This window comes from Streptomyces sp. NPDC059718 (assembly GCF_042733315.1).
GTDB lineage: Bacteria > Actinomycetota > Actinomycetes > Streptomycetales > Streptomycetaceae > Actinacidiphila.
Window position 1 is genome coordinate 1 of the sequence record NZ_JBHWGA010000001.1, and the last position, 21,088, is coordinate 21,088.

Here is a 21,088-nt window from a genome sequence, read left to right on the forward strand (position 1 = left end):
ACTTCGTGACGTTCCCGTCCGGCACCTGGGTCCCGGAGTCCCGGCACACGGTCCGCGCCTTCCAGATCGTCGACCAGTGACACCAGCCCGCGGGGCCCCGGCCCGGACGACGGCGTTACGCGTCGCCGCCCGCGGCGCCGGGGTCGGCGGCGGCGACGTCGAGCAGCTGGTAGCGGTCGATCGCCTGCTTCAGCACGGAGCGGTCGATCTTCCCCTCCCTGGCGAGCTCGGTGAGCACGCCGAGGACCACCGACTGGGCGTCGATGTGGAAGAACCGGCGCGCCGCGCCACGGGTGTCGGCGAAGCCGAAGCCGTCGGCACCGAGGGACTGCCAGGTGCCCGGCACCCAGCGGGAGATCTGGTCCGGGACGGCCCGCATCCAGTCCGAGACGGCCACGAACGGGCCCTCGGAGCCGCTGAGCTTCTGCGTCACGTACGGGACGCGCTGCTCCTCCTCGGGGTGGAGCAGGTTGTGCTCCTCGGCCTCGACGGCGTCGCGCCGAAGCTCGTTCCAGGAGGTCGCGGACCACACGTCGGCCCGGACGTTCCACTCCTCGGCGAGGATCTTCTGGGCCTGGAGCGCCCACGGCACGGCCACGCCGGACGCCAGGATCTGCGCCGGGATCGCGCCCGCCTCGGCGGTCCGGTACCTGTACAGGCCCTTGAGGATGCCCTCGGTGTCCACGCCCTCCGGCTCGGCCGGCTGCACGATCGGCTCGTTGTAGACGGTGAGGTAGTAGAAGACGTCCTCGTTCGCCTCGGGGGTCCCGCCGTACATGCGGCGCAGACCGTCCCTGACGATGTGCGCGATCTCGAAGCCGAACGCGGGGTCGTACGCGACGACGGCCGGGTTGGTCGAGGCCAGCAGGTGCGAGTGGCCGTCGGCGTGCTGCAGGCCCTCACCGGTGAGGGTGGTGCGGCCCGCCGTGGCGCCGAGCACGAAGCCGCGCGCCAGCTGGTCGGCCATCTGCCAGAACTGGTCGCCGGTGCGCTGGAAGCCGAACATCGAGTAGAAGACGTAGACCGGGATCAGCGGCTCGCCGTGCGTGGCGTAGGAGGACCCGGCGGCGATCAGCGAGGCGGTGCAGCCCGCCTCGGAGATGCCGTCGTGCAGCATCTGACCGGTCGGGGACTCCTTGTACGCCAGCAGCAGCTCGCGGTCGACGGACTCGTACGTCTGGCCCAGCGGGTTGTAGATCTTGGCCGACGGGAAGAGCGAGTCCATGCCGAAGGTGCGGTACTCGTCGGGGGCGATCGGCACGAAGCGCTTGCCGATCTCCTTGTCCCGCATGAGGTCCTTCAGCAGCCGGACGAAGGCCATCGTGGTGGCGATCGTCTGCTGGCCGGAGCCCTTGCGGGTCCCCGCGTAGGCCTTGTCGTCCGGCAGTGCCAGCGGCTTGGCGCGCACGACGCGGGTCGGGACGTAGCCGCCCAGGCCCTTGCGCCGGTCGTGCATGTACTGGATCTCCTCCGAGTTCCGGCCCGGGTGGTAGTACGGCGGGGCGCCGGACTCCAGCTCCTTGTCGGAGATCGGCAGGTGCAGCCGGTCGCGGAAGCGCTTGAGGTCGTCGACCGTCAGCTTCTTCATCTGGTGGGTCGCGTTGCGGCCCTCGAAGTTCGGGCCGAGCGTCCAGCCCTTGACGGTCTGGGCCAGGATCACGGTCGGCTGGCCCTTGTGCTCGCGGGCCGCCTTGTACGCCGCGTAGATCTTGCGGTGGTCGTGGCCGCCGCGGCCCAGGTGCAGGACCTGGTCGTCGGTGAGGCCCTCGACCATCTTGCGCAGCCGGTGGTCGTCACCGAAGAAGTGGTCGCGGATGTAGGAGCCGGTCTCGGTGGCGTAGGTCTGGAACTGGCCGTCGGGCGTGGTGTTGAGCTTGTTCACCAGCACGCCGTCGCGGTCCTGCGCGAGCAGCGGGTCCCAGGTGCGGTCCCAGATCAGCTTGATGACGTTCCAGCCGGCGCCGCGGAACTGCGACTCCAGCTCCTGGATGATCTTGCCGTTGCCGCGCACCGGGCCGTCGAGCCGCTGCAGGTTGCAGTTGACGACGAAGGTCAGGTTGTCCAGGCCCTCACGGGCGGCCAGGGACAGCTGGCCGAGCGACTCCGGCTCGTCCATCTCGCCGTCGCCGAGGAAGGCCCACACGTGCGACTGCTCGGTGTCGGCGATGCCGCGCGCCTGCAGGTAACGGTTCATCCGGGCCTGGTAGATCGCGCCCAGCGGGCCGAGGCCCATGGAGACGGTCGGGAACTCCCAGAAGTCCGGCATGAGCCGCGGGTGCGGGTAGCTCGACAGGCCGTACGGCGCCTTGGACTTCTCCTGGCGGAACGCGTCGAGCTGGGTCTCGGAGAGCCGGTCCAGCAGGAAGGCCCGGGCGTACACGCCGGGGGAGGCGTGGCCCTGGAAGAAGATCTGGTCCCCGCCCTTGCCGTCGTCCTTGCCCCGGAAGAAGTGGTTGAAGCCCACGTCGTACAGAGAGGCGGACGAAGCGAAGGTGGCGATGTGCCCGCCGACGCCGATACCCGGACGCTGCGCCCGGGACACCATGACCGCCGCGTTCCAGCGGGTCGCGTTGAGGATGCGCCGCTCGATGTCCTCGTTGCCGGGGAAGAACGGCTCGTCCTTGGTCGCGATGGTGTTGACGTAATCCGTGCTGCGCATCTCGGGCACGGCAACCCGCCGCTCGCGGGCTCGCTCGATCAGGCGGAGCATGAGGTAGCGGGCGCGCTCGCGTCCGCGCTCGTCGATGGCGGCGTCAAGCGAGTCGAGCCATTCCGCCGTCTCCTCGGGATCGAAATCCGGGACCTGGCTGGGAAGGCCGCCAATGATGATCGGGTTGCGATCTGATCCGGAAGCCACGCTATTCCTTCGCTTCTAGGGTCTTGCTCTGCTGGGTCGCGCCGCCTCCATCGTGTACCGCGCGTTCGGGATACGTCATCTCTACTGAGTGGTAACCACCACTAAGTGAGACAGACCCCTCTTCCAGACCCTCTTGAGGCTCTCGCATGGCTGTCCGGTGGCCGTACGACCAAACCGCAACTCTACGCCCACTCGGACGTACGACCGACCGCAACCCCGATTCGGGAGAAACCCTGGCATAGTGGAGTGAGCCACGTCACCCCTCACGGTTCGGGTTGCGGTGACACGTCAACGTTTGGGCGGGATGGGCGGCTGGGTACTTGCGCGATCCGCCGCGCCCGTGTGGACTACCGCCCATAACCCCGCACAGGAGCGGGAAGACAACCCCCATGACAGGAGGCAGAGCGTGAGCGCGACCGCGGGCCACGCGGAGGAGCAAACCAACCCGGCGAGCCGGCTTGGTTTTGAGCCCGGACAGGTGGTCCAGGAGCTCGGCTACGACGATGACGTCGATCACGAGCTCCGTGAGGGTATTGAGGGGATCACGGGCGAAGAGCTCGCGGACGAGGAGTACGACGACGTCGCCGACGGCGTCATCCTCTGGTTCCGTGATGATGACGGCGATCTGACCGACGCCCTGGTCGACGCCACGTCCGCCATCGATGAGGGCGCCCAGATCTGGCTCATGACCCCGAAGACCGGCCGTGACGGGCACGTCGAGCCGAGTGACATCGGAGAGGCCGCGCAGACCGCCGGCCTGGCTCAGACCAGCAGTGTCAACGTCTCCAAGGACTGGACCGCCAGTCGACTGGTGACCCCCAAGACGGCGAAGGCCGGCAAGCGCTGAGGCGTTCCTGACCGGCAACGCGCCCCCGCGACCGAGCGTCGCGGGGGCGCCTCGCGTTGCCCCGGCGGGGCGGTGCGAGACTGGCCGCGGGGCCCGCGCCGCGGGTCCCGTCACCGTCACCGGAGAGGTGTGTCCACCATGACGCTCGCCGTAGGCGAAAAGGCCCCCGACTTCGAGCTGCGGGACCAGCACGGCCGGACCGTGCGGCTGTCCGACTTCCAGGGCTCCAGGAACGTCGTCCTGCTCTTCTTCCCCTTCGCCTTCACCGGGGTCTGCACGGGCGAGCTGTGCGCGCTCCGCGACGAGCTGCCGGCCTTCCAGAACGACGAGGTCCAGCTGCTCGCGGTCTCCAACGACTCGATGCACACCCAGCGCGTCTTCTCCGAGCAGGAGGGCCTGGAGTACCCGCTGCTGTCCGACTTCTGGCCGCACGGCGAGGTCTCCCGGGCCTACGGCGTCTTCGCCGAGGACAAGGGCTGCGCGGTGCGCGGCACCTTCGTCATCGACAAGGAGGGCGTGGTCCGCTGGACCGTCGTCAACGGCCTGCCGGACGCCCGTGACCTGAACGAGTACGTCAAGGCGCTCGAAGCCCTGTAGTCCTGGGGAACCGGGTACTAACCTCAGGGCGTTGATCCTGATACGAGCAGCACGCGATGACATGGGAGGACCCGTGGGAGTCAGCCTCAGCAAGGGTGGCAACGTATCGCTGACGAAGGAGGCCCCCAACCTCACGGCCGTCATCGTCGGCCTCGGCTGGGACGCCCGCACCACCACGGGCGCGGACTTCGACCTCGACGCCAGTGCCCTGCTCACCGGTACGGAGGGCAAGGTCCTCTCCGACCAGCACTTCGTCTTCTTCAACAACCTCAGGAGCCCCGACGGCTCCGTGGAGCACACCGGCGACAACATCACCGGTGAGGGCGAGGGGGACGACGAGCAGATCAAGGTGAACCTGGCCGGCGTGCCGGCCGAGGTCGCCAAGATCGTCTTCCCGGTGTCGATCTACGACGCCGAGACCCGCCAGCAGTCGTTCGGCCAGGTCCGCAACGCCTTCATCCGCGTCGTCAACCAGGCCGACGACAAGGAACTGGCCCGTTACGACCTCACCGAGGACGCGTCGACCGAGACGGCGATGGTCTTCGGCGAGCTGTACCGGCACGGCGCGGAATGGAAGTTCCGGGCCATCGGCCAGGGATACGCGTCCGGCCTGCGCGGCATCGCGCAGGACTTCGGCGTCAACGTCTGATTCGCCGGGGCCTCGCGGTCCGCGTCCGGCGGACCGCGAGCCCCGCGGGGGAGGAGAACAGCATGGGCGTGACGCTCGCCAAGGGGGGCAACGTCTCCCTCACCAAGGCCGCACCCAATCTGACCAACGTGCTGATCGGGCTCGGCTGGGACGCGCGCTCCACCACCGGGGCGCCCTTCGACCTGGACGCCAGCGCGCTGCTGTGCGCCTCGGGCCGGGTGCTCGGCGACGAGTACTTCGTCTTCTACAACAACCTCAAGAGCCCGGAGGGCTCGGTCGAGCACACCGGCGACAACCTGACCGGCGACGGCGACGGCGACGACGAGGTCCTGCTGGTGGACCTGTCGGCCGTGCCCGAGCGGGTCGACAAGATCGTCTTCCCGGTCTCCATCTACGACGCCGACGCCCGCGGCCAGACCTTCGGCCAGGTCAGCAACGCCTTCATCCGGGTGGTCAACCAGACCGACCAGAGCGAACTGGCGCGCTACGACCTCTCCGAGGACGCCTCCAGCGAAACGGCGATGATCTTCGGAGAGCTGTACCGGTACGGCGGCGAATGGAAGTTCCGAGCCGTTGGCCAGGGGTATGCATCAGGCCTCCGGGGCATCGCCCTAGACTTTGGGGTCAACGTTTCGTAAAGGGATTGGATATCCAGTGCTCCTCCGAACTTTCGGCTGGTCGTTCGGTGTCACCGCCGCCGGCCTCGCCCTCGCCGGTTTCCTGTGGGGTGCGGAGGGGCTTGCCCTCGTCGCCATCCTGTCGGTGCTGGAGATCTCGCTCTCCTTCGACAACGCGGTGATCAACGCCGGCATCCTGCGGAAGATGAATGCCTTCTGGCAGAAGATCTTCCTCACCATCGGCATTCTGATCGCCGTCTTCGGCATGCGCCTGGTCTTCCCGATCATCATCGTGTCGATCACGGCGAAGATCGGGCCCATCGAGGCCATCGACCTGGCGATCAACAACAAGGAACAGTACGAGCACCTCGTCACGTCCGCGCACCCGGCGATCGCCGCGTTCGGCGGGATGTTCCTGTTGATGATCTTCCTCGACTTCATCTTCGAGGAGCGTGAGCACAAGTGGCTCGCCTGGCTGGAGAAGCCGCTCTCCAAGCTCGGCAAGCTCGACACGCTCTCCGTCGTCGTCGCCCTGGTCGCCCTGCTGATCACCGCCACCACGCTCGCCACGGACGTCTCGCACGGCGGTGGCGACAAGTCCTCCACGGTGCTGCTCGCCGGGATCGGCGGCCTCATCACGTACCTCGTCGTCGGCGGCGTCTCGAGCTACTTCGAGGACAAGCTGGAGGACGAGGCCGACGAGGCCGACGAGGAGCTCGAGGAGCGGAGCGCGGGCGGCAAGCCGGCCGGCAGCGGCGCCTCGGCCGTGGGCCTGGCGGGCAAGGCGGCGTTCTTCCTCTTCCTCTACCTGGAGGTCATCGACGCGTCGTTCTCCTTCGACGGCGTCATCGGCGCGTTCGCGATCTCCAACGACATCTTCATCATCGCCCTCGGCCTCGGCATCGGTGCGATGTACATCCGGTCGCTCACCGTGTTCCTGGTCCGCAAGGGCACCCTGGACGACTACGTCTACCTGGAGCACGGCGCGCACTACGCGATCGGCGCGCTGGCGGTCATCCTCCTGGTCACCATCAAGTTCGAGATCAACGAGGTCATCACCGGCCTCATCGGCGTCGTCCTGATCGGCGCCTCCTACTGGTCGTCGGTGGTGCGAAACCGCCGTCTCGGGGAAAGCTCCGAGCAGCGGGACGACAAAGCGGAGGTGACGAGCGGGGTCTGACCCCCGTCTCGTCACGACATTCGGGTCACGCCGCCCCCCGCCGACCCGGCGGGGGGCGGCCTGCGTGCAGGGGACGGACGGACATGTGGAACTTCCTGCGGCCGAGCGGCGGCTTCAACGCGCAGTTCGACATGGCGAACGCGCACACCATCGAGCTCACCAGGCGGCACCAGGTCGTCTCGCTGTCCAAGCAGGGCGCGGCCGTCGGCAACCTGCGCATCAACCTGTCCTGGCAGATGCGCACCTCCGACACCGGCGGCTGGAACCAGCGCAGCGGCTCGTGGCTGAGCCGCCAGATGCACCTGTTCAAGCCGGAGCCCGTGCAGGCCGCCGGCCCCGCCATGGTCAACGTCGACCTCGACCTGGCGTGCATGTACGAGCTCGCGGACGGCACCAAGGGCGTCGTCCAGCCGCTCGGCAACTTCCTCGGCGACCTCGACGCCCCGCCGTACATCCAGATGACCGGCGACGACCGCTTCGGCGGCTCGTCCGGCGAGACGCTCTACATCAACCTCGACAAGCACGACGAGTTCAAGCGCATGCTCGTCTTCGTCTACATCTACGACGGCACGCCCGCCTTCGACCGCACCCACGCCAAGGTGGAGATCTTCCCCAGCTCGGGCCCGCGGATCGAGATCCTGCTGGACGAGCGCGAGCCGCAGGCCCGCTCGTGCGCCGTGGTGCTCATCGAGAACAAGAAGGGCGACCTGACCGTGCGCCGCGAGGTGAAGTACGTCTACGGCTTCCAGGCCGAGCTCGACCGGCTGTACGGCTGGGGCCTGCAGTGGGGCCGCGGCTACAAGACCAAGGTCTGACCGCGCGGCCCCGTACCGGGCGCGCTCAGCGGCGTTCCTGGAACTGCGGGCCCATCGGCGGCAGCCGGAACCCCTGCATCGGCTGCGGATAGCCGTACGCGGGGGCGGGGGCGGGGGCGGCCGCGGTCGGCGCGGGCTGCTGCGGCGGGTAGCCGTAGGCCGGTGCGGCCACCGTCGGCTGGGGCTCCTGCGGGTAGCCGTACGCCGGGGCCGCCACCGTCGGCTGCGGCTCCTGCGGGTAGCCGTAGGCGGGCGGCGCGGTGGGCTGCGGGGGCACCGGCGCGGGGGCCTGCAGGGTGTACGCGTCGGGCGGCTCGGTGGTCAGGACGGTCGGCGGCACGGGCTGCGGCACCGAGGCCGCCTCGCCCTCCGGCCGCGGCGGCGGCGCCTCGTCGAGGTCGCCCTCCTCGACGGTGATGCCGAACTCGGTGGCGAGCGCCTCCAGCCCCGAGGCGTAGCCCTGCCCCAGCGCGCGGAACTTCCAGCCACCCGCCCTGCGGTACAGCTCGCCGCAGATCAGCGCCGACTCGTCGCCGGTGTCCGGGACGACGTCGAAGACCGCCAGCGGCTCGGCGTCGGAGCCCGCGGCCGTGTCGTAGAGCAGCACCGTCAGGTCGGAGACGAGGGCGAAGGGGCCGCCGTCCGCGGAGGCCGCGACGACCACCCGGTCCACGCCCGCCTCGAGTGCGGCCAGGTCCACCTCGACGGCGTCCGTCAGTCCGGCCGGCTCGCTGCGCTTGGGCAGGTGCCGGGCGGCGCCGCCCGGGTGCCGTGGCTGGTTGTAGAAGATGAAGTCCTCGTCCGAGCGCACCTGGCCGTCCGCACCCAGCAGCAGCGCCGAGGCGTCGACGTCCGGCACACCCGCCCCCGGGCTCCAGCGGAGCACCGCCCGCACCCCCGAGGCCGTCACCGGGATGTTGGAGCCCTTCACCATCGCCTGCGTCATGCGCGTAATCCTGCCCTCCCGGGGGCCGCGCCCACAACGCGGGGCGTACGGCGGGTGCGCCGGCGCGGAAAGATGGGGACAGGGCGACACGTACCGGACCCGAGGGGGTTACCTGATTTTCACGTACGCCGGGAACGTCCGCAGGGGGCTCGCACGTACGATAATCGGCCACGGCGTCGGGGGACGCTTCCCACCTCTCCAACCACCACCACCTGCCACGGGGGAAAGCATGCGCCACTTCGGGCACCTCGCGCCGGACGTACGGAACGAGCTCTTCCACCGGGAGCCCGCCGAGTTCACCGCGGCCTCGTCGGCCGGCACGCTCGCCGTCGCCCTCGGCGCCACCCTCTACTGCCCGGCGACCCGGTCGAGGCTCGCGGACGACGTGCTCAAGCAGGCCGCGCGCGGTGTGGTGTCGATGGTGCTGTGCCTGGAGGACTCCATCGACGACCGGGAGGTCGAGGCCGCGGAGGAGAACCTGGTCCGCCAGTTCGGCGATCTCGCCCACCGGATCCCCGACGGCGACCCCCCGCTGCTCTTCATACGGGTCCGCACCCCCGGCCAGATCACCGACCTCGTGCGCCGGCTCGGCGACGACGTGTCCCTGCTCTCCGGATTCGTGCTCCCCAAGTTCACCGAGGAGTCCGGGGTCTCCTTCCTGGAGGCCCTCGCCGCCGCCGAGGCGGACTGCGGGCGGCGGCTGTACGCGATGCCGGTCCTGGAGTCCCCGCAGCTGCTCCACCTGGAGTCCCGCACCGAGACGCTGTACGGCATCTCCCGGACCGTCGACAAGTACCGCGACCGCGTGCTCGCGCTGCGGCTCGGCGTCACCGACTTCTGCTCCGCCTACGGGCTGCGCCGCTCGCCCGACATGACCGCCTACGACGTCCGCATCGTCGCCTCGATCATCGCCGACGTGGTCAACGTCCTCGGGCGCGCCGACGGCACCGGCTTCACCATCACCGGACCGGTCTGGGAGTACTTCAAGCACTCCGAGCGCATGTTCAAGCCGCTGCTGCGGCAGAGCCCCTTCGTCCCCGAGGCCGTCGACCTGCGCGAGGCCCTCATCCAGCGGGACATGGACGGGCTGCTGCGCGAGATCGAACTGGACCGGACGAACGGCCTGCAGGGCAAGACCTGCATCCACCCCTCGCACGTCCAGCCCGTGCACGCGCTCAGCGTCGTCTCCCACGAGGAGTGGAGCGACGCCGTCGACATACTGCACGAGGACCGCAGCGGCGGGGGCGTGCTGCGCTCGGCCTACACGAACAAGATGAACGAGGTGAAGCCGCACCGCGCCTGGGCCGAGCGCACCGTGCGGCGCGCCGAGGTCTTCGGCGTGGCGCGGGAGGAGATCGGCTTCGTCGAGCTGCTCTCCGCGTGCGTGCCGTCGTGACCGGCAACGAGAGGGAGAGTGCCGAAGGCATGGCAGCGGAGCACGTCTGGTCCGGGCAGTGGGTCGCCGACCGGCTCGGGGTCACCCTGCGGGGGGACGGCCTGAGCGGTCTGCTCGGCCTCGCCCTGCGCCGCAACCCCAAGCGGGCGCACCTGCTCGTCTCCAACGTGCTGGGCAAGCACGTGCCGCAGCGCCCGCACGTCGTCTACGACGCCGGGTACGGGCTCGGGGTGCGCGTGCGGGAGCTTCTGGGCGAGGACGAGGCGGCCCGGGCCGTGGTGCTCGGCTACGCCGAGACCGCGACGGGCCTCGGGCACGCCGTGGCCGACGGTGTCGGCACCGCCCCGTACCTGCACTCCACGCGACGCCCGGTCCCCGGGGCCGAGCCGGTCGGCGGCTTCGAGGAGGAGCACAGCCACGCGACCTCGCACCTGCTGCTGCCGGAGGACACCGGCCTGCTGGCCGGGGACGGGCCGCTGGTGCTGGTCGACGACGAGTTCTCCACCGGCCGGACGGTGCTCAACACGGTGCGGGCGCTGCACGCCCGCTACCCGCGCCGCCGGTACGTCGTGGTCGCCCTGGTCGACATGCGCTCGGAGGCCGACCGCGCACTGCTCACCCGGTTCGCGGCGGAGCTGGGCGCGGGCGTCGACGTGCTCGCCCTGGCCTCGGGCACCGTCGTCCTCCCGGACGGGGTGCTGGAGCGCGGCCGGGCGCTGGTCGCCGCGCACGGCGCCGCCGAGCCCATCCGCCCGGCCGGGGGCGCGGCACCCCAGCGGGTGCGTCTGGACTGGCCCGCCGGGCTGCCCGACGGCGGCCGGCACGGCTTCACACCCGCGCACCGCGTGCGGCTGGAGACGGCGCTGCCCGCGATGGCGGCCCGTCTGGCGGAGGGCCTGCGCCCGCCCGGCGACCGCGACGGCGCCGGGGACGCCCCGGCACCCCGCGTCCTCGTGCTCGGCAACGAGGAGCTCATGTACGCCCCGCTGCGGCTGGCACGGGCACTGCAGGACGCCCTGCCCGCCGCGGAGGTGCGGTTCTCCACGACGACGCGTTCCCCGGTCCTGGCCGTGGACGACCCGGGGTACGCGATACGCACCCGGATCACCTTCCCCGACCACGACGACCCGGCGGACGGCCCGGGCGAGCGCTACGCGTACAACGTGGCGGGCGCGGGCTTCGACGCGATCGTCGCCGTCGTGGACAGCGCGGGCGACACGCCCGCCCTGCACGCCCCCGGAGGGCTGCTCGCGCAGCTCGCCGGTCACACCGAAAGGCTCCTGCTGGCCGTGGTCCCCTCGTACGAACCCCGCCCGCCCGCCCCGACGCTCCCGGAGCCGCTGCGCGGGCCCGCGTTCTCCTCGTACGCGCCCGACGAGGTCGGCTGGCTGCTGAAGGACCTCTCCGAGACCGAACTGGAGGCGCCGACCGAGGAGCGCGAGGAGGCGATCCAGAGCGGCGGGGCGCACTACGCGGAGTCGCTGCCCGTCGAGTACCAGCCCAGCGCGGAGTACCAGGAGCTGTTCCGGGTCGCGCTGGCGGAATCCGCGGGCCGGATCGCCCGCGCCGTCGGTGCCGTGACCGAGCTGGTGCTCGCCGAACGCGGCCCGGACGCCGTCCTGGTGTCGCTGGCCCGGGCGGGCACCCCGGTCGGCGTGCTGATGCGCCGCTGGGCCCGGCACGCGCACGGCCTGGACCTGCCGCACTACGCCGTGTCCATCGTCCGCGGCCGGGGCATCGACACCACCGCCCTGCGCTGGCTGGCGGAGCACCACGACCCCGCGCGGGCGGTGTTCGTGGACGGCTGGACCGGTAAGGGCGCCATCACCCGCGAACTGGCCGACGCCGTGGCCCCGTACGGGGGCTTCGACCCGGAGATCGCGGTGCTCGCCGACCCCGGGTCGTGCGTCCGCACCTTCGGCACCCGCGACGACTTCCTCATCCCGTCCGCGTGCCTGAACTCCACGGTCTCCGGCCTCGTCTCGCGCACCGTGCTGCGCGCGGACCTGATCGGCCCCGACGAGTTCCACGGCGCCAAGTTCTACCGCGAGCTGGCCGGCTCGGACGTCTCCGGCCTCTTCCTGGACGAGGTCGCGGCCCGCTTCGCCGCCGTGAACGACGAGGTCGCCCGGGACGTCAAGGAGCTCCAGGCCGGCGACCGCACGCCCACCTGGGAGGGCTGGGCCGCGGTCGAGCGGATCAGCGAGGAGTACGGGATCGGGGACGTCAACCTGGTCAAGCCGGGCGTCGGCGAGACCACCCGGGTGCTGCTGCGCCGCGTGCCGTGGCGGGTGCTGGCCCGGCGCGGCGCGGGACAGGACCTGGCGCACATCCGGCTGCTCGCCGAGCAGCGCGGCGTCCCGGTGGAGGAGGTGGACGACCTGCCGTACTCGTGCGTCGGGCTGATCCACCCGCGCTTCACCCGGGGCGCGACCGGCACGGACGGCAAGGCGGTGGAGGCCAAGTGAAGCAGCGCCCGGAGATCGTGAAGTCCCTCGTAGCCAGCGACCTGGACCGCACCCTCATCTACTCGCCGTCGGCCCTGGCCCTGTCCATGGCCGACGAGGAGGCGCCGCGGCTGCTGTGCGTCGAGGTGCACGAGGGCCGGCCGCTGTCCTTCATGACCGAGAACGCCGCCGCGCTGATCCAGCGGCTCGCGGCCGCCGCCGAGTTCGTCCCGGCGACGACCCGCACCCGCAAGCAGTACCGGCGCATCAACCTGCCGGGCCCCGTGCCCCGGTACGCGATCTGCGCCAACGGCGGGCACATCCTGGTCAAGGGCCACACCGACCACGACTGGAACGCCGAGATGCGCCGCCGCCTCGACGAGGGCTGCGCGCCGCTGGCCGAGGTCCGCGAGTTCATGGCCCGCACCTCCGACGAGTCCTGGCTGCGCAAGGAACGCGTCGCCGAGGACCTGTTCGTCTACCTGGTCGTGGAGCGGTCGCTGCTGCCCGAGCGCTGGGTGAAGGACCTCGCCGAATGGGCGGAGGAGCGCGGCTGGACGGTCTCGCTGCAGGGCCGCAAGGTCTACGCCGTGCCCAAGCCGCTCACCAAGTCCGCGGCGCTGGCCGAGGTCGTCCGCCGCACCGGCGCCGACCACGTCCTCGCCGCGGGCGACTCCCTGCTGGACGCGGAGCTGCTGCTCGCCGCCCACACCGCCTGGCGTCCCGGCCACGGCGAACTCGCCGACACCGGCTGGGGCGCGCCGCACGTCGACGCGCTGACCCTGCCCGGCGTCGCGGCGGGGGAGGAGATCCTGCGCCGGATGCTCAGCGTGGCGCGCCGCTGACCCCGCCGGTCCGTACCACCCGGGTGCACGCGCTGCGCGTCGACTCGACGCGCAGCGCGTTCGGCCGTTCGCTGGCCTCGATGAAGGCCCGGGCCTCCGCCTCCGTGCGACCGCCCGTCACATGCCGGGCCAGCAGCCGGTCCTCACGCACCTCGGGGTCGGCCTCGACGAACCACAGCTCGTCCAGCAGGTCCCTGACCTCGTGCCAGCCGGCGCCGTCGTCGGCCAGGTAGTTCCCCTCCGTCACCACCAGCCGGGCCTGCGGGAGTACGGCGATCCCCGCCGCGACCGGCTCGTCGAGGTCCCGGTCGAAGTCCGGCGCGTAGACGGCGCGGCCCTGCCACGAGCGCAGCCGCCGCAGCAGATGGACGTAGCCGTCCACGTCGAAGGTCTCCGGCGCGCCCTTGCGGCCGCGCAGTCCGAGCCGGTCCAGCTGGGCGTTGGAGAGGTGGAAGCCGTCCATCGGCACGTACGCGGCCGTACCCGCCCCGAGCCGCGCGTCGACCCCCTCCACCAGCGAACGGGCCAGGGTCGACTTGCCCGCCGCGGGCGCGCCCGCCAACCCCAGGAGCACCCGCCTGCCTGGCATGCTGGGCACCAGGGCGAGGACGTCATCCACGTACATGCCGCCACCTTAAGGAGCAGCCGTGCCCGAGACCAAGAATCCGCAGCTCACGCCCGAACTGTACGCGTACGTCCTCGAGCACAATCCGCCCCTGGACCCGGTCCAGGAGGAACTGGTCGAGATCACGCACGCCCGCTTCGGTGACGCGGCGGGCATGCAGTCGGCGCGCGAGCAGGGTCCGCTGCTGGCCTTCCTGGTGCGGCTGACCGGGGCCCGGCAGGTCGTGGAGGTCGGCACCTTCACCGGTTTCTCCGCCCTGTCCATGGCGCAGGCGCTGCCCGCGGACGGGCGCCTGATCGCCTGCGACATCTCCGAGGAGTGGACCGCGGTCGCCCGGGAGGCCTGGGCCAAGGCCGGTGTCGCGGACCGCGTGGACCTGCGGATCGCGCCCGCCCTGGACACGCTGCGGGCGCTGCCGCGCGATCCGTGGATCGACCTGGTCTACCTCGACGCCGACAAGGGCAACTACGTCAACTACTGGGAGGAGCTGGTGCCGCGGATGCGGCCCGGCGGGATCATCGCCGCCGACAACACGCTCTTCCACGGACGGGTCGTGGACCCGCGCGCCACGGGTGACACGGCGGGGATCCGGGCGTTCAACGACTGCGTCGCGGCCGACGGGCGCGTCGAGGGGCTGCTGCTGACCGTGGCGGACGGACTGACCCTGGCGCGCAAGCTGTGAGCCGTGGTTAATCTGTGCCCATGCCCCGTTACGAGTACCGCTGCCGCTCCTGCGGCACCACGTTCGAGCTGAGCCGGCCGATGGCGGAGTCCGCCGCGCCGGCGGAGTGCCCCGCCGGGCACGACGACACCGTCAAGCTCCTGTCGACGGTCGCGGTCGGCGGCACCGCCGCCGCCTCCGCGGCGGCGGCCCCCCGCCCGGCCGCGGGCGGCGGGGGCTGCTGCGGCGGGGGCTGCTGCGGCTGACGGGCCGCGGCGGGGCCGGATAACCGTTCGCGGGACGGCGCCGCCGGGCGGGACACTGCCCGGGTGACGCAGCAGCCGGCGGCAGGACGCGTGGTCGACGTCGTGGTGACGTACGAGGGCGAACGGCTGGGCGGGTGCGGCCCCTTCACCGTCGCGGGCCCTTGGTGGTCCGACGTCACGGAGGTCGTGGCACGCCTGGAGGCCCTGCTCGGCGTGCCGGTGGCCGTGCTGCGGCTGGTCGCGGTCGAGGGCGGCGAAGGCGGGCGCGACGGCGCGGTGACGTACCACGCCGAGGCCCTGCGCAGGCCGCCCGACGGAGTACCGCCCGGGCCCGCGGGCCGCGGCGGCGACCGTGCGCTCCCGGGCCCGGAAGCGCTGCGGGCCGACTGGGCGACGGCGCCGGGCCTGCGGGAGGCGCTGGCCTGGGCGCACGGCGTGCTGGGCGGTGGCACGGCCGAGCAGGTCAGGACGTGGAACCTCTCCGGGCTGTTCCGCATGACGACCGGCGACGGCCGCACGGCCTGGCTGAAGACGACCAGCCCCCGCTTCAACGCCTGCGAGGCGACCGTCATCGGGCTCTTCGCCGCCGCGGACCGGTCGTTCGTCCCCGAGGTCCTGGCAGCGGACACCCCGCGGCGGAGGGTGCTGCTCGGGCACGTGCCCGGCGACGACTGTTGGCGGGCCGCCCCGCGGGTCGCGGCGGCCGCCGTGCGGCGGCTGGCGTCCGCGCAAGCCGCGCTCGCCACGACGACGGCGCCCGCCGGGCTGTGCGACCGCACACCACGCACCCTGGCCGCCCGGGTGCACCGGCTGCTGGACGGCGAGGCCGGCCGGGAACTCACCCCGGCGGAGCGGACCCGGGCCCGCCGGCTGGCCGGGCGACTGCCCGCGCTCGTCGCGGAACTGGACGCCTGCGGGCTGCCGTACACCGTCGTGCACGGCGACTTCCACCCGGGGAACTGGCGTTGCGACGGGCGGCGCGTCGTCATGGTGGACTTCGCCGACAGCCACTACGGCCACCCCGTCCTCGACGGCCTGCGCCCACGCGAGTTCCTCGGCCCACGCAGTTGGGAGGCCGCCGCCGAGGCCTGGGTCCGGACCTGGTCGGCACTGCTGCCCGCGGCCGACCCCCGGAGGGCGCTCACGGTGGGCGAGCCGCTGGCGCATCTGCTGTACGCCGTCCGCTACCAGGAGTTCCTGGACAACATCGAACCGAGCGAGCGGGTCTACCACGAGGGCGACCCCGCCGCCGAGATCCGCGCCGCGCTGTCCTGCGCCGAGCGGTAGTGCCGGGGGGCGGGTGCCGGTGGGTGGGTGCCGGAGGTCCGGCCGTCCGCCGCCCGGCTGTCCCGCGCCCGACGGCCCCGTCACCGCGTACGGCTACCGTCCCGAGGCACGGTCCTCGCGGATCGCGGCGACGACCCGGGTCGCCGCGTCGCGCACCGCGGCGGTCTCGGTGAGGAAGTGCCACCAGTCGGGGTGCCGGCCCTGGAGTCCGTCGACGGCGCGGTCGAGCCGGGCGACGGCCTCGTCGAGGGGGCGCGCGTGCCGCTGCTCAGGCGTCGTACGGCCCTGCATGGCGAGCCGCTGGGCGTCCCGGACGGCGAACCGGGTCCGCTCGATCTCGCCGTGCGGGTCCTTGCTGACCTCGTTGAGCCGCCGCAGCCGGTCGCCGGCCGCGGACACCGCCGCGTCGGCGTCGTCGAGCAGCGCCCGCACCGTGCCGAGCAGGGCCGTCGCGTCCGGCCAGCGCTGCTCGTCGCGGGCCTTCGCCGCCTCCGAGAGCTTCTGCTCCGCGCGGCCCACGGTCTCCGTCGCCCGTTCCGGCACGTGCTGCAGGTCCTGCCAGCACGCCATGCTGAACCGGCGGCGCAGCTCGCTCAGGACCGGGTCGACGCCCTCCGTGCGGGTCGCCAGGGCCTGGGTCCGGGTCCGCAGCGACACGATCCGCTTGTCGATCTCACGGGCCCGCTCGGGCAGGCGTTCGGCCTCCGCGCGGATGGCCTCGGCCGTGCGCAGCACCTCGTCGGCGCGCCGGATGGTCTCCTGCACGCCGTGCGCGCCGGCGCCCTGGTTGAGCTTGGTCAGCTCCGGGCCGAGGGCCGCCAGCCGGGCCGCGAGGTCGTCGGCGCGAAGACCCGATGCCCGTACGGCGTCCAGTGCGTTGGACGCGGCGAGCAGGGCCTGGCGGGCCCGTTCGACGGCGGGGGCGAGGCGGGCGAGCTGGGTCTCGGCCTTGTCCAGCAGCGGGCCGAGCCCCCGCGCGAAGGCGTCCAGGTCGGTCCTGGCGCGGACCAGGTCGTCCTTCGCCTTGGTGAGCTCGGTACGGGCGCGGGCCGCGGTGGCGGCCTCCAACTCGTCGCGGTCCAGGTCGTAGGCGTCGACCGCCGCGATGTAGGCGGCGCTGACCTGGTCGATGCGCTCGCCCAGCGCCCGGAAGTCGTCGCTCGCGCGCCGTGCGGCGGGGGAGCTGTCGACGGCGGTGATGGTCTCTATGGAGATCACCAGGTCGCGCTGGGCGGTGTCCAGCTCGTAGAACGCCTCGGCGGCGGCGTCCTTCGCGGCCTGGGCGTCGGCGCGCAGATTGTCACCGCGCCGCCACCACGAGCGTGCCGTCGTCACAGTCGCCCTCTCCCGCAGGTCCGCCGCCGGTGGTTGTCCGCTCCAGTCTCCCACCTGGCTGGGACGAATACACGGGCCGGGCGGTTGCGGTCAGCGGCCGGCTTCCGTGACGCTCACCGAGCCGTCGCCCGTACGGACCGTCACGACGTGGCCGCTGGTGTCGTCGCGGGGGACGTCCACGCTGACGTGCCCGTCGCCGGAGCGTGCGGAGACCTTGTAGCTCTGGTGGGGCAGCACGACGCTGACCCGTCCGTCGCCGCTCGTCGCCTCGACGAGGTCGGGCACCTTGTCGAAGTCCAGCTTCACCGAGCCGTCCGAGGTGTGGGCGCTGACCTCGCGGGAGCGGATGCCGCCGGCGTCGATCCGGCCGTCGCCGCTGGAGAGCCGGAGCGGGCCGGTCACGTCCCGGACGACCACCGAGCCGTCGCCCGTGGTGAGCTCCAGCGGGGTGCTGAAGCCGCTCGCCTCCACGCTGCCGTCGCCGTTGACCACCGTCAGGCGGACCCCGCGCGGCACCAGCACCTCGTGGCGCACCGAGCAGTCCTGCACGGCGCCCTGGCACTTGGTGCGGAAGGTCAGGGTGTGCCCGTGCATCGACCAGGTGGCCTTCGGCGTGTCACCGAACACGGCCCAGCCGTCGAACCACCGGGTGACCCGGATCTCGTCCACGTCGGCCGGTTTCACCACCACCTTGCTGTCGGAGGAGTCGATGGTCAGCTCGTTCCCGTCGAGCGCGAAGCTCTTGCGCTCCGGCTCGCTGTCGTCGGAGGCGTTCGCGCAGGCGGACGCCGTACCGATCAGCGCCACGACGCCCGCGGCGGCGGCGAGGGTCCTCAACGTGCGGGTGCTCTTCGTCATACCCAGGACGCTACGGAGCGTCCGATGTGCCCGGAATCAGGCCGCCCACCGGAAGCGGGGTGGGGAAAACCCCCGCCCCGCCCGGGGGTTGCGCGGGCCGACGGCCGTGCTCGTGGCGGACGGCACGGGCCGGCCGGGGCCGCCCGCCCCTCCACGAGCACGCGCCGCCGCTCCCGGAGGCCGCGTGCGCTCCGGGGCCGGGCTCCGGGGCCGGGCTCCGGGCCTAGGCTCCGGGACGCGCGATCTCCACGTTCTCCAGGACGCCGAGGGCGTCGGGGACGAGGACGGCCGCCGAATAGTAGGTGCTGACGAGATAGGAGATGATCGCCTTCTCGTCGATCCCCATGAAACGCACCGAGAGGCCCGGCTCGTACTCGTCCGGAATTCCCGTCTGGTACAGGCCGATCACGCCCTGGTTGTCCTCGCCGGTGCGCATCACCAGGATCGAGGTGGTGTTCTCCCGGGAAATCGGGATCTTGTTGGAGGGGAGAATCGGGATTCCGCGCCACGACGGCACGTGGTGGCCGTGGAAATCGATGGTGTGCGGCACCAGGCCGCGACTGTTGAATTCCCTTCCGATGGCCGCGATGGCCCGCGGATGGGCCAGCAGGTACTGGGCGTTGCGGCGCCGGCTGATCAGCTCGTCGAGGTCGTCGGGGGTGGGCGGTCCGGAGTGCGTGGTGATGCGCTGCCGGTAGTCGGCGTTGTGCAGCAGCCCGAACTCCCGGTTGTTGAGCAGTTCGTGCTCCTGCCGTTCGCGCAGTGCCTCGACGGTCAGCTTCACCTGCTGCTCGACCTGGTTGTAGGGCTGGTTGTACAGGTCGGCGACGCGGGTGTGGACCTTCAGCACGGTCTGGGCGATGCTCAGTTCGTACTCGCGCGGGGAGAGGTCGTAGTCCACGAAGGTGCCGGGCAGGTCCGGTTCCCCGACGTGGCCCGAGGCCAGTTCGATGGCCTTCTCGCCGTACTTGTTCTGCGCCTGCTGGGTGCCGGTGACGAAGCCCGCGACGTGCTCGCGCAGCCCGTCGGCCTGCTGCATGACGGCCTGGAAGGCCTGGCGCGGCAGGGCGAGCACGGTGACGGCGGTGGCCGCCCTGGCGGTGTATTCCCAGGTGCTGTCGGGGCCGGCCAGCCCTTCGGAGCCGAAGTGGTCGCCGTCGGCGATGCTGCCGATCACGCCCTGGCCGTCCCACTTGGCCGGGGCCAGCTTGTCGATCCTGCCGTGGGCGACGAGGAAGACGTGGTCGGCCGGCTGCCCGGCGGCCACGAGCGTCTCCCCGGCCGTGAACTCCCGTTGCTCGAAGTGCCCGGCGAGCGCGGTCAGCACCGCGTCATCGGTGAACCCGCGCAGCAGCGGCAGTTCGCCGAGCTCCGCCGGGATCACCCGGACCTCGGAGCCGGTCTGGACGAAGTCCACCCTTCCGTCGCCCACCGAGTAGCTGAGCCTCCGGTTGACCCGGTAGGCGCCGCCGGCGGCCTCGACCCACGGCAGCACCCGCAGCAGCCACCGCGATGTGATTCCCTGCATCTGCGGCGCGGATTTGGTGGTCGTCGCCAAATTCCGCGCGGCAGCGGTGCCCAGACTCCGCTGAGACTGGCCGTTCTCCGTCGCCGCCTCCGACACGACACCCGGCTCAACCGTCATGGATGGTCCTTCCCTTGCGGCCCGATGGCCCACGCGCACAAAAGCGTGGATTAGGCAATCAATTCACGGTGAAACGAGGTTTCGTGTGCGGTGGTTCCCCCTGCCTTCTGCCGCTTTCCTCTCGGAAGCTACCCACCGGGTGGAGCGCCCTGCACTCACTCATTCGGGTGAGCGTGGTGTTCCGGGTCCGCCGGAGTGGGCCGGCCGGTCGTGGACGTACGCGTGTACGAGGGCGGGAGCCGGATGCCTGAGGGCCGAATGCGTGGCATGTCCATGATGCGGGCCGGAAGTCGAGCGGAACATCTCGTTCCGGGGACGTTCTGTCGTCCCTCCCGGTTAATCGCGTGCTATTCCCGATCGTCACCATCGAAGATGAGGAAAACGTCACGCGCCCCGAGGGGATCACAGGAGCATGGCTGGCGTACGCTGTACGGCTGAGAGCGGATCGCAGAAGAACCGCTTCTGCGCGACACCGCCTCACACCTCGATGGCGCCGCGCACTCGCAGGGAGAGGAGGACGCGGTGTTCATCGGAGCAGGTTCCCTGTTCGATTCACCGTGGATCTACGCCCTGGTAGCCGCCTCCATCGTGCTCGACGTCTTCCTGCCGGTGATGCCGAGCGGCGTCCTGCTGATCTCGGCGGCCACGGCCGGCACCGCCGCCGGCGGCAACGACATCCTCGACGTGCTCGCCCTGCTGCTCTGCGCGGCCGTCGCCTCCACCCTGGGCGACCTGGCCGCCTACCGCCTCGCCTGGCGCGGCGGCGAGTGGATCGACCAGCACGTGGCGCACTCCCGCCGGCTCTCCACCGCCCAGGAGATCCTGGGTGCCGTCCTGTCCCGCGGAGGTGGCGCGCTCGTCGTGCTCGCCCGCTTCGCCCCGGCCGGCCGCTCCGTCGTCAGCCTCACGGCCGGCGCCGCGCACCGCCGCATCCGCGAGTTCCTGCCCTGGTCGGCGCTGGCCGGACTGGCCTGGGCCGCGTACAGCGTGGGCCTGGGCTACGCGGGCGGCCAGTGGCTCGGCGCCGGCTGGCTCGGCACCGCCACCTCCGCCGTCGCGCTGGTCGGCTCCGGCTCCCTCGCCGCGTACGTCTTCCGCCGGGAGCGCCGCGCCCAGACGGTCGTCCCGGTGACGCTGCCCGCGCAGGCCGCGGCCACGCCCGAACGGACCGCCGTCGCCGAGGCCCGCTGAGCCGCACCGGTCCGCACCCCGGGT

Annotated in this window: 19 protein-coding genes; 13 read left to right on the top strand and 6 right to left on the bottom strand. The window is 71.9% G+C overall.

The genetic code is table 11. The features are described from left to right. Window positions 1-115: 115 nt before the first annotated feature. Window positions 116-2,857, bottom strand: a complete 2,742-nt coding sequence (gene aceE / locus ACFV3E_RS00005; RefSeq protein WP_500532655.1) for a pyruvate dehydrogenase (acetyl-transferring), homodimeric type — start codon at window positions 2,855-2,857, stop codon at window positions 116-118. Between the two features lie 406 nt (window positions 2,858-3,263). Between aceE and ACFV3E_RS00010 the strand changes: the two genes are divergently transcribed. The 6 genes from ACFV3E_RS00010 (at window position 3,264) to ACFV3E_RS00035 (ending at window position 7,562) form a co-directional block, all read left to right on the top strand. Next, window positions 3,264-3,704: a DUF3052 domain-containing protein gene (locus tag ACFV3E_RS00010; RefSeq protein ID WP_026250565.1), complete on the top strand. Its 441-nt coding sequence runs from the start codon at window positions 3,264-3,266 to the stop codon at window positions 3,702-3,704. Window positions 3,705-3,842: 138 nt separating this feature from the next. Then, window positions 3,843-4,301 (top strand): peroxiredoxin, encoded by a 459-nt coding sequence (locus ACFV3E_RS00015; protein WP_500532656.1) that lies wholly within the window; start codon window positions 3,843-3,845, stop codon window positions 4,299-4,301. 73 nt (window positions 4,302-4,374) lie between these two features. Next, window positions 4,375-4,950 (top strand): TerD family protein, encoded by a 576-nt coding sequence (locus ACFV3E_RS00020; RefSeq protein ID WP_499598660.1) that lies wholly within the window; start codon window positions 4,375-4,377, stop codon window positions 4,948-4,950. A gap of 62 nt (window positions 4,951-5,012) precedes the next feature. Continuing rightward, window positions 5,013-5,588, top strand: a complete 576-nt coding sequence (locus tag ACFV3E_RS00025; protein WP_500322098.1) for a TerD family protein — start codon at window positions 5,013-5,015, stop codon at window positions 5,586-5,588. A gap of 16 nt (window positions 5,589-5,604) precedes the next feature. Then, the gene (locus tag ACFV3E_RS00030; RefSeq protein WP_500532657.1) at window positions 5,605-6,747 is read left to right on the top strand and encodes a DUF475 domain-containing protein; all 1,143 of its coding nucleotides are present in this window, start codon (window positions 5,605-5,607) and stop codon (window positions 6,745-6,747) included. Between the two features lie 83 nt (window positions 6,748-6,830). Then, the gene (locus ACFV3E_RS00035) at window positions 6,831-7,562 is read left to right on the top strand and encodes a TerD family protein (protein WP_500322102.1); all 732 of its coding nucleotides are present in this window, start codon (window positions 6,831-6,833) and stop codon (window positions 7,560-7,562) included. A 25-nt stretch (window positions 7,563-7,587) separates the two neighbouring features. Here ACFV3E_RS00035 and ACFV3E_RS00040 read toward each other — a convergent pair whose 3' ends face one another. After that, window positions 7,588-8,508: a TerD family protein gene (locus tag ACFV3E_RS00040; RefSeq protein WP_500532658.1), complete on the bottom strand. Its 921-nt coding sequence runs from the start codon at window positions 8,506-8,508 to the stop codon at window positions 7,588-7,590. A gap of 229 nt (window positions 8,509-8,737) precedes the next feature. Between ACFV3E_RS00040 and ACFV3E_RS00045 the strand changes: the two genes are divergently transcribed. Genes ACFV3E_RS00045 through ACFV3E_RS00055 form a run of 3 tightly spaced genes read left to right on the top strand, consistent with a single transcriptional unit; the run spans window position 8,738 to window position 13,196 of the window. After that, the gene (locus ACFV3E_RS00045) at window positions 8,738-9,904 is read left to right on the top strand and encodes an HpcH/HpaI aldolase/citrate lyase family protein (protein ID WP_500532659.1); all 1,167 of its coding nucleotides are present in this window, start codon (window positions 8,738-8,740) and stop codon (window positions 9,902-9,904) included. 29 nt (window positions 9,905-9,933) lie between these two features. Continuing rightward, entirely contained in the window at window positions 9,934-12,372 is a 2,439-nt protein-coding gene (locus ACFV3E_RS00050; protein ID WP_500532660.1) for a phosphoribosyltransferase, read from the top strand. After that, window positions 12,369-13,196 carry an HAD family hydrolase gene (locus tag ACFV3E_RS00055; protein ID WP_500369844.1) on the top strand — a complete coding sequence of 276 codons (828 nt, stop codon included), beginning with the start codon at window positions 12,369-12,371 and terminating at the stop codon, window positions 13,194-13,196. Before ACFV3E_RS00050 ends, ACFV3E_RS00055 begins: the two co-directional genes overlap by 4 nt. Here the strand turns inward: ACFV3E_RS00055 and ACFV3E_RS00060 are convergent. After that, the gene (locus tag ACFV3E_RS00060) at window positions 13,177-13,821 is read right to left on the bottom strand and encodes a nucleoside/nucleotide kinase family protein (RefSeq protein WP_500532661.1); all 645 of its coding nucleotides are present in this window, start codon (window positions 13,819-13,821) and stop codon (window positions 13,177-13,179) included. The two genes, ACFV3E_RS00055 and ACFV3E_RS00060, sit on opposite strands and share 20 nt — an antisense overlap. 22 nt (window positions 13,822-13,843) lie before the next feature. Here ACFV3E_RS00060 and ACFV3E_RS00065 point away from each other — a divergent pair, with 22 nt between their 5' ends. From ACFV3E_RS00065 to ACFV3E_RS00075, 3 genes are all read left to right on the top strand, one after another. Continuing rightward, a complete protein-coding gene (locus tag ACFV3E_RS00065) occupies window positions 13,844-14,503 on the top strand; it encodes an O-methyltransferase (RefSeq protein ID WP_500532662.1) in 660 nt (219 codons plus the stop codon). 20 nt (window positions 14,504-14,523) lie between these two features. After that, window positions 14,524-14,748 carry an FmdB family zinc ribbon protein gene (locus ACFV3E_RS00070; RefSeq protein WP_499511677.1) on the top strand — a complete coding sequence of 75 codons (225 nt, stop codon included), beginning with the start codon at window positions 14,524-14,526 and terminating at the stop codon, window positions 14,746-14,748. Window positions 14,749-14,811: 63 nt separating this feature from the next. Beyond that, the gene (locus tag ACFV3E_RS00075) at window positions 14,812-16,035 is read left to right on the top strand and encodes a phosphotransferase (protein ID WP_500532663.1); all 1,224 of its coding nucleotides are present in this window, start codon (window positions 14,812-14,814) and stop codon (window positions 16,033-16,035) included. A gap of 93 nt (window positions 16,036-16,128) precedes the next feature. Here the strand turns inward: ACFV3E_RS00075 and ACFV3E_RS00080 are convergent, their stop codons facing one another. The 3 genes from ACFV3E_RS00080 to ACFV3E_RS00090 form a co-directional block, all read right to left on the bottom strand. Continuing rightward, window positions 16,129-17,370 (bottom strand): hypothetical protein, encoded by a 1,242-nt coding sequence (locus ACFV3E_RS00080; protein WP_500532664.1) that lies wholly within the window; start codon window positions 17,368-17,370, stop codon window positions 16,129-16,131. 90 nt (window positions 17,371-17,460) lie between these two features. Further along, window positions 17,461-18,228: a DUF4097 family beta strand repeat-containing protein gene (locus ACFV3E_RS00085; RefSeq protein ID WP_500532665.1), complete on the bottom strand. Its 768-nt coding sequence runs from the start codon at window positions 18,226-18,228 to the stop codon at window positions 17,461-17,463. Window positions 18,229-18,451: 223 nt separating this feature from the next. Continuing rightward, window positions 18,452-19,873, bottom strand: coding sequence for a family 2B encapsulin nanocompartment shell protein (locus ACFV3E_RS00090; protein ID WP_500532666.1), 1,422 nt, complete (start codon window positions 19,871-19,873; stop codon window positions 18,452-18,454). 522 nt (window positions 19,874-20,395) lie between these two features. On the opposite strand from ACFV3E_RS00090, the gene ACFV3E_RS00095 reads away from it, so the two are divergent. Beyond that, window positions 20,396-21,064 carry a DedA family protein gene (locus ACFV3E_RS00095; protein ID WP_500532667.1) on the top strand — a complete coding sequence of 223 codons (669 nt, stop codon included), beginning with the start codon at window positions 20,396-20,398 and terminating at the stop codon, window positions 21,062-21,064. Window positions 21,065-21,088: the final 24 nt, after the last annotated feature.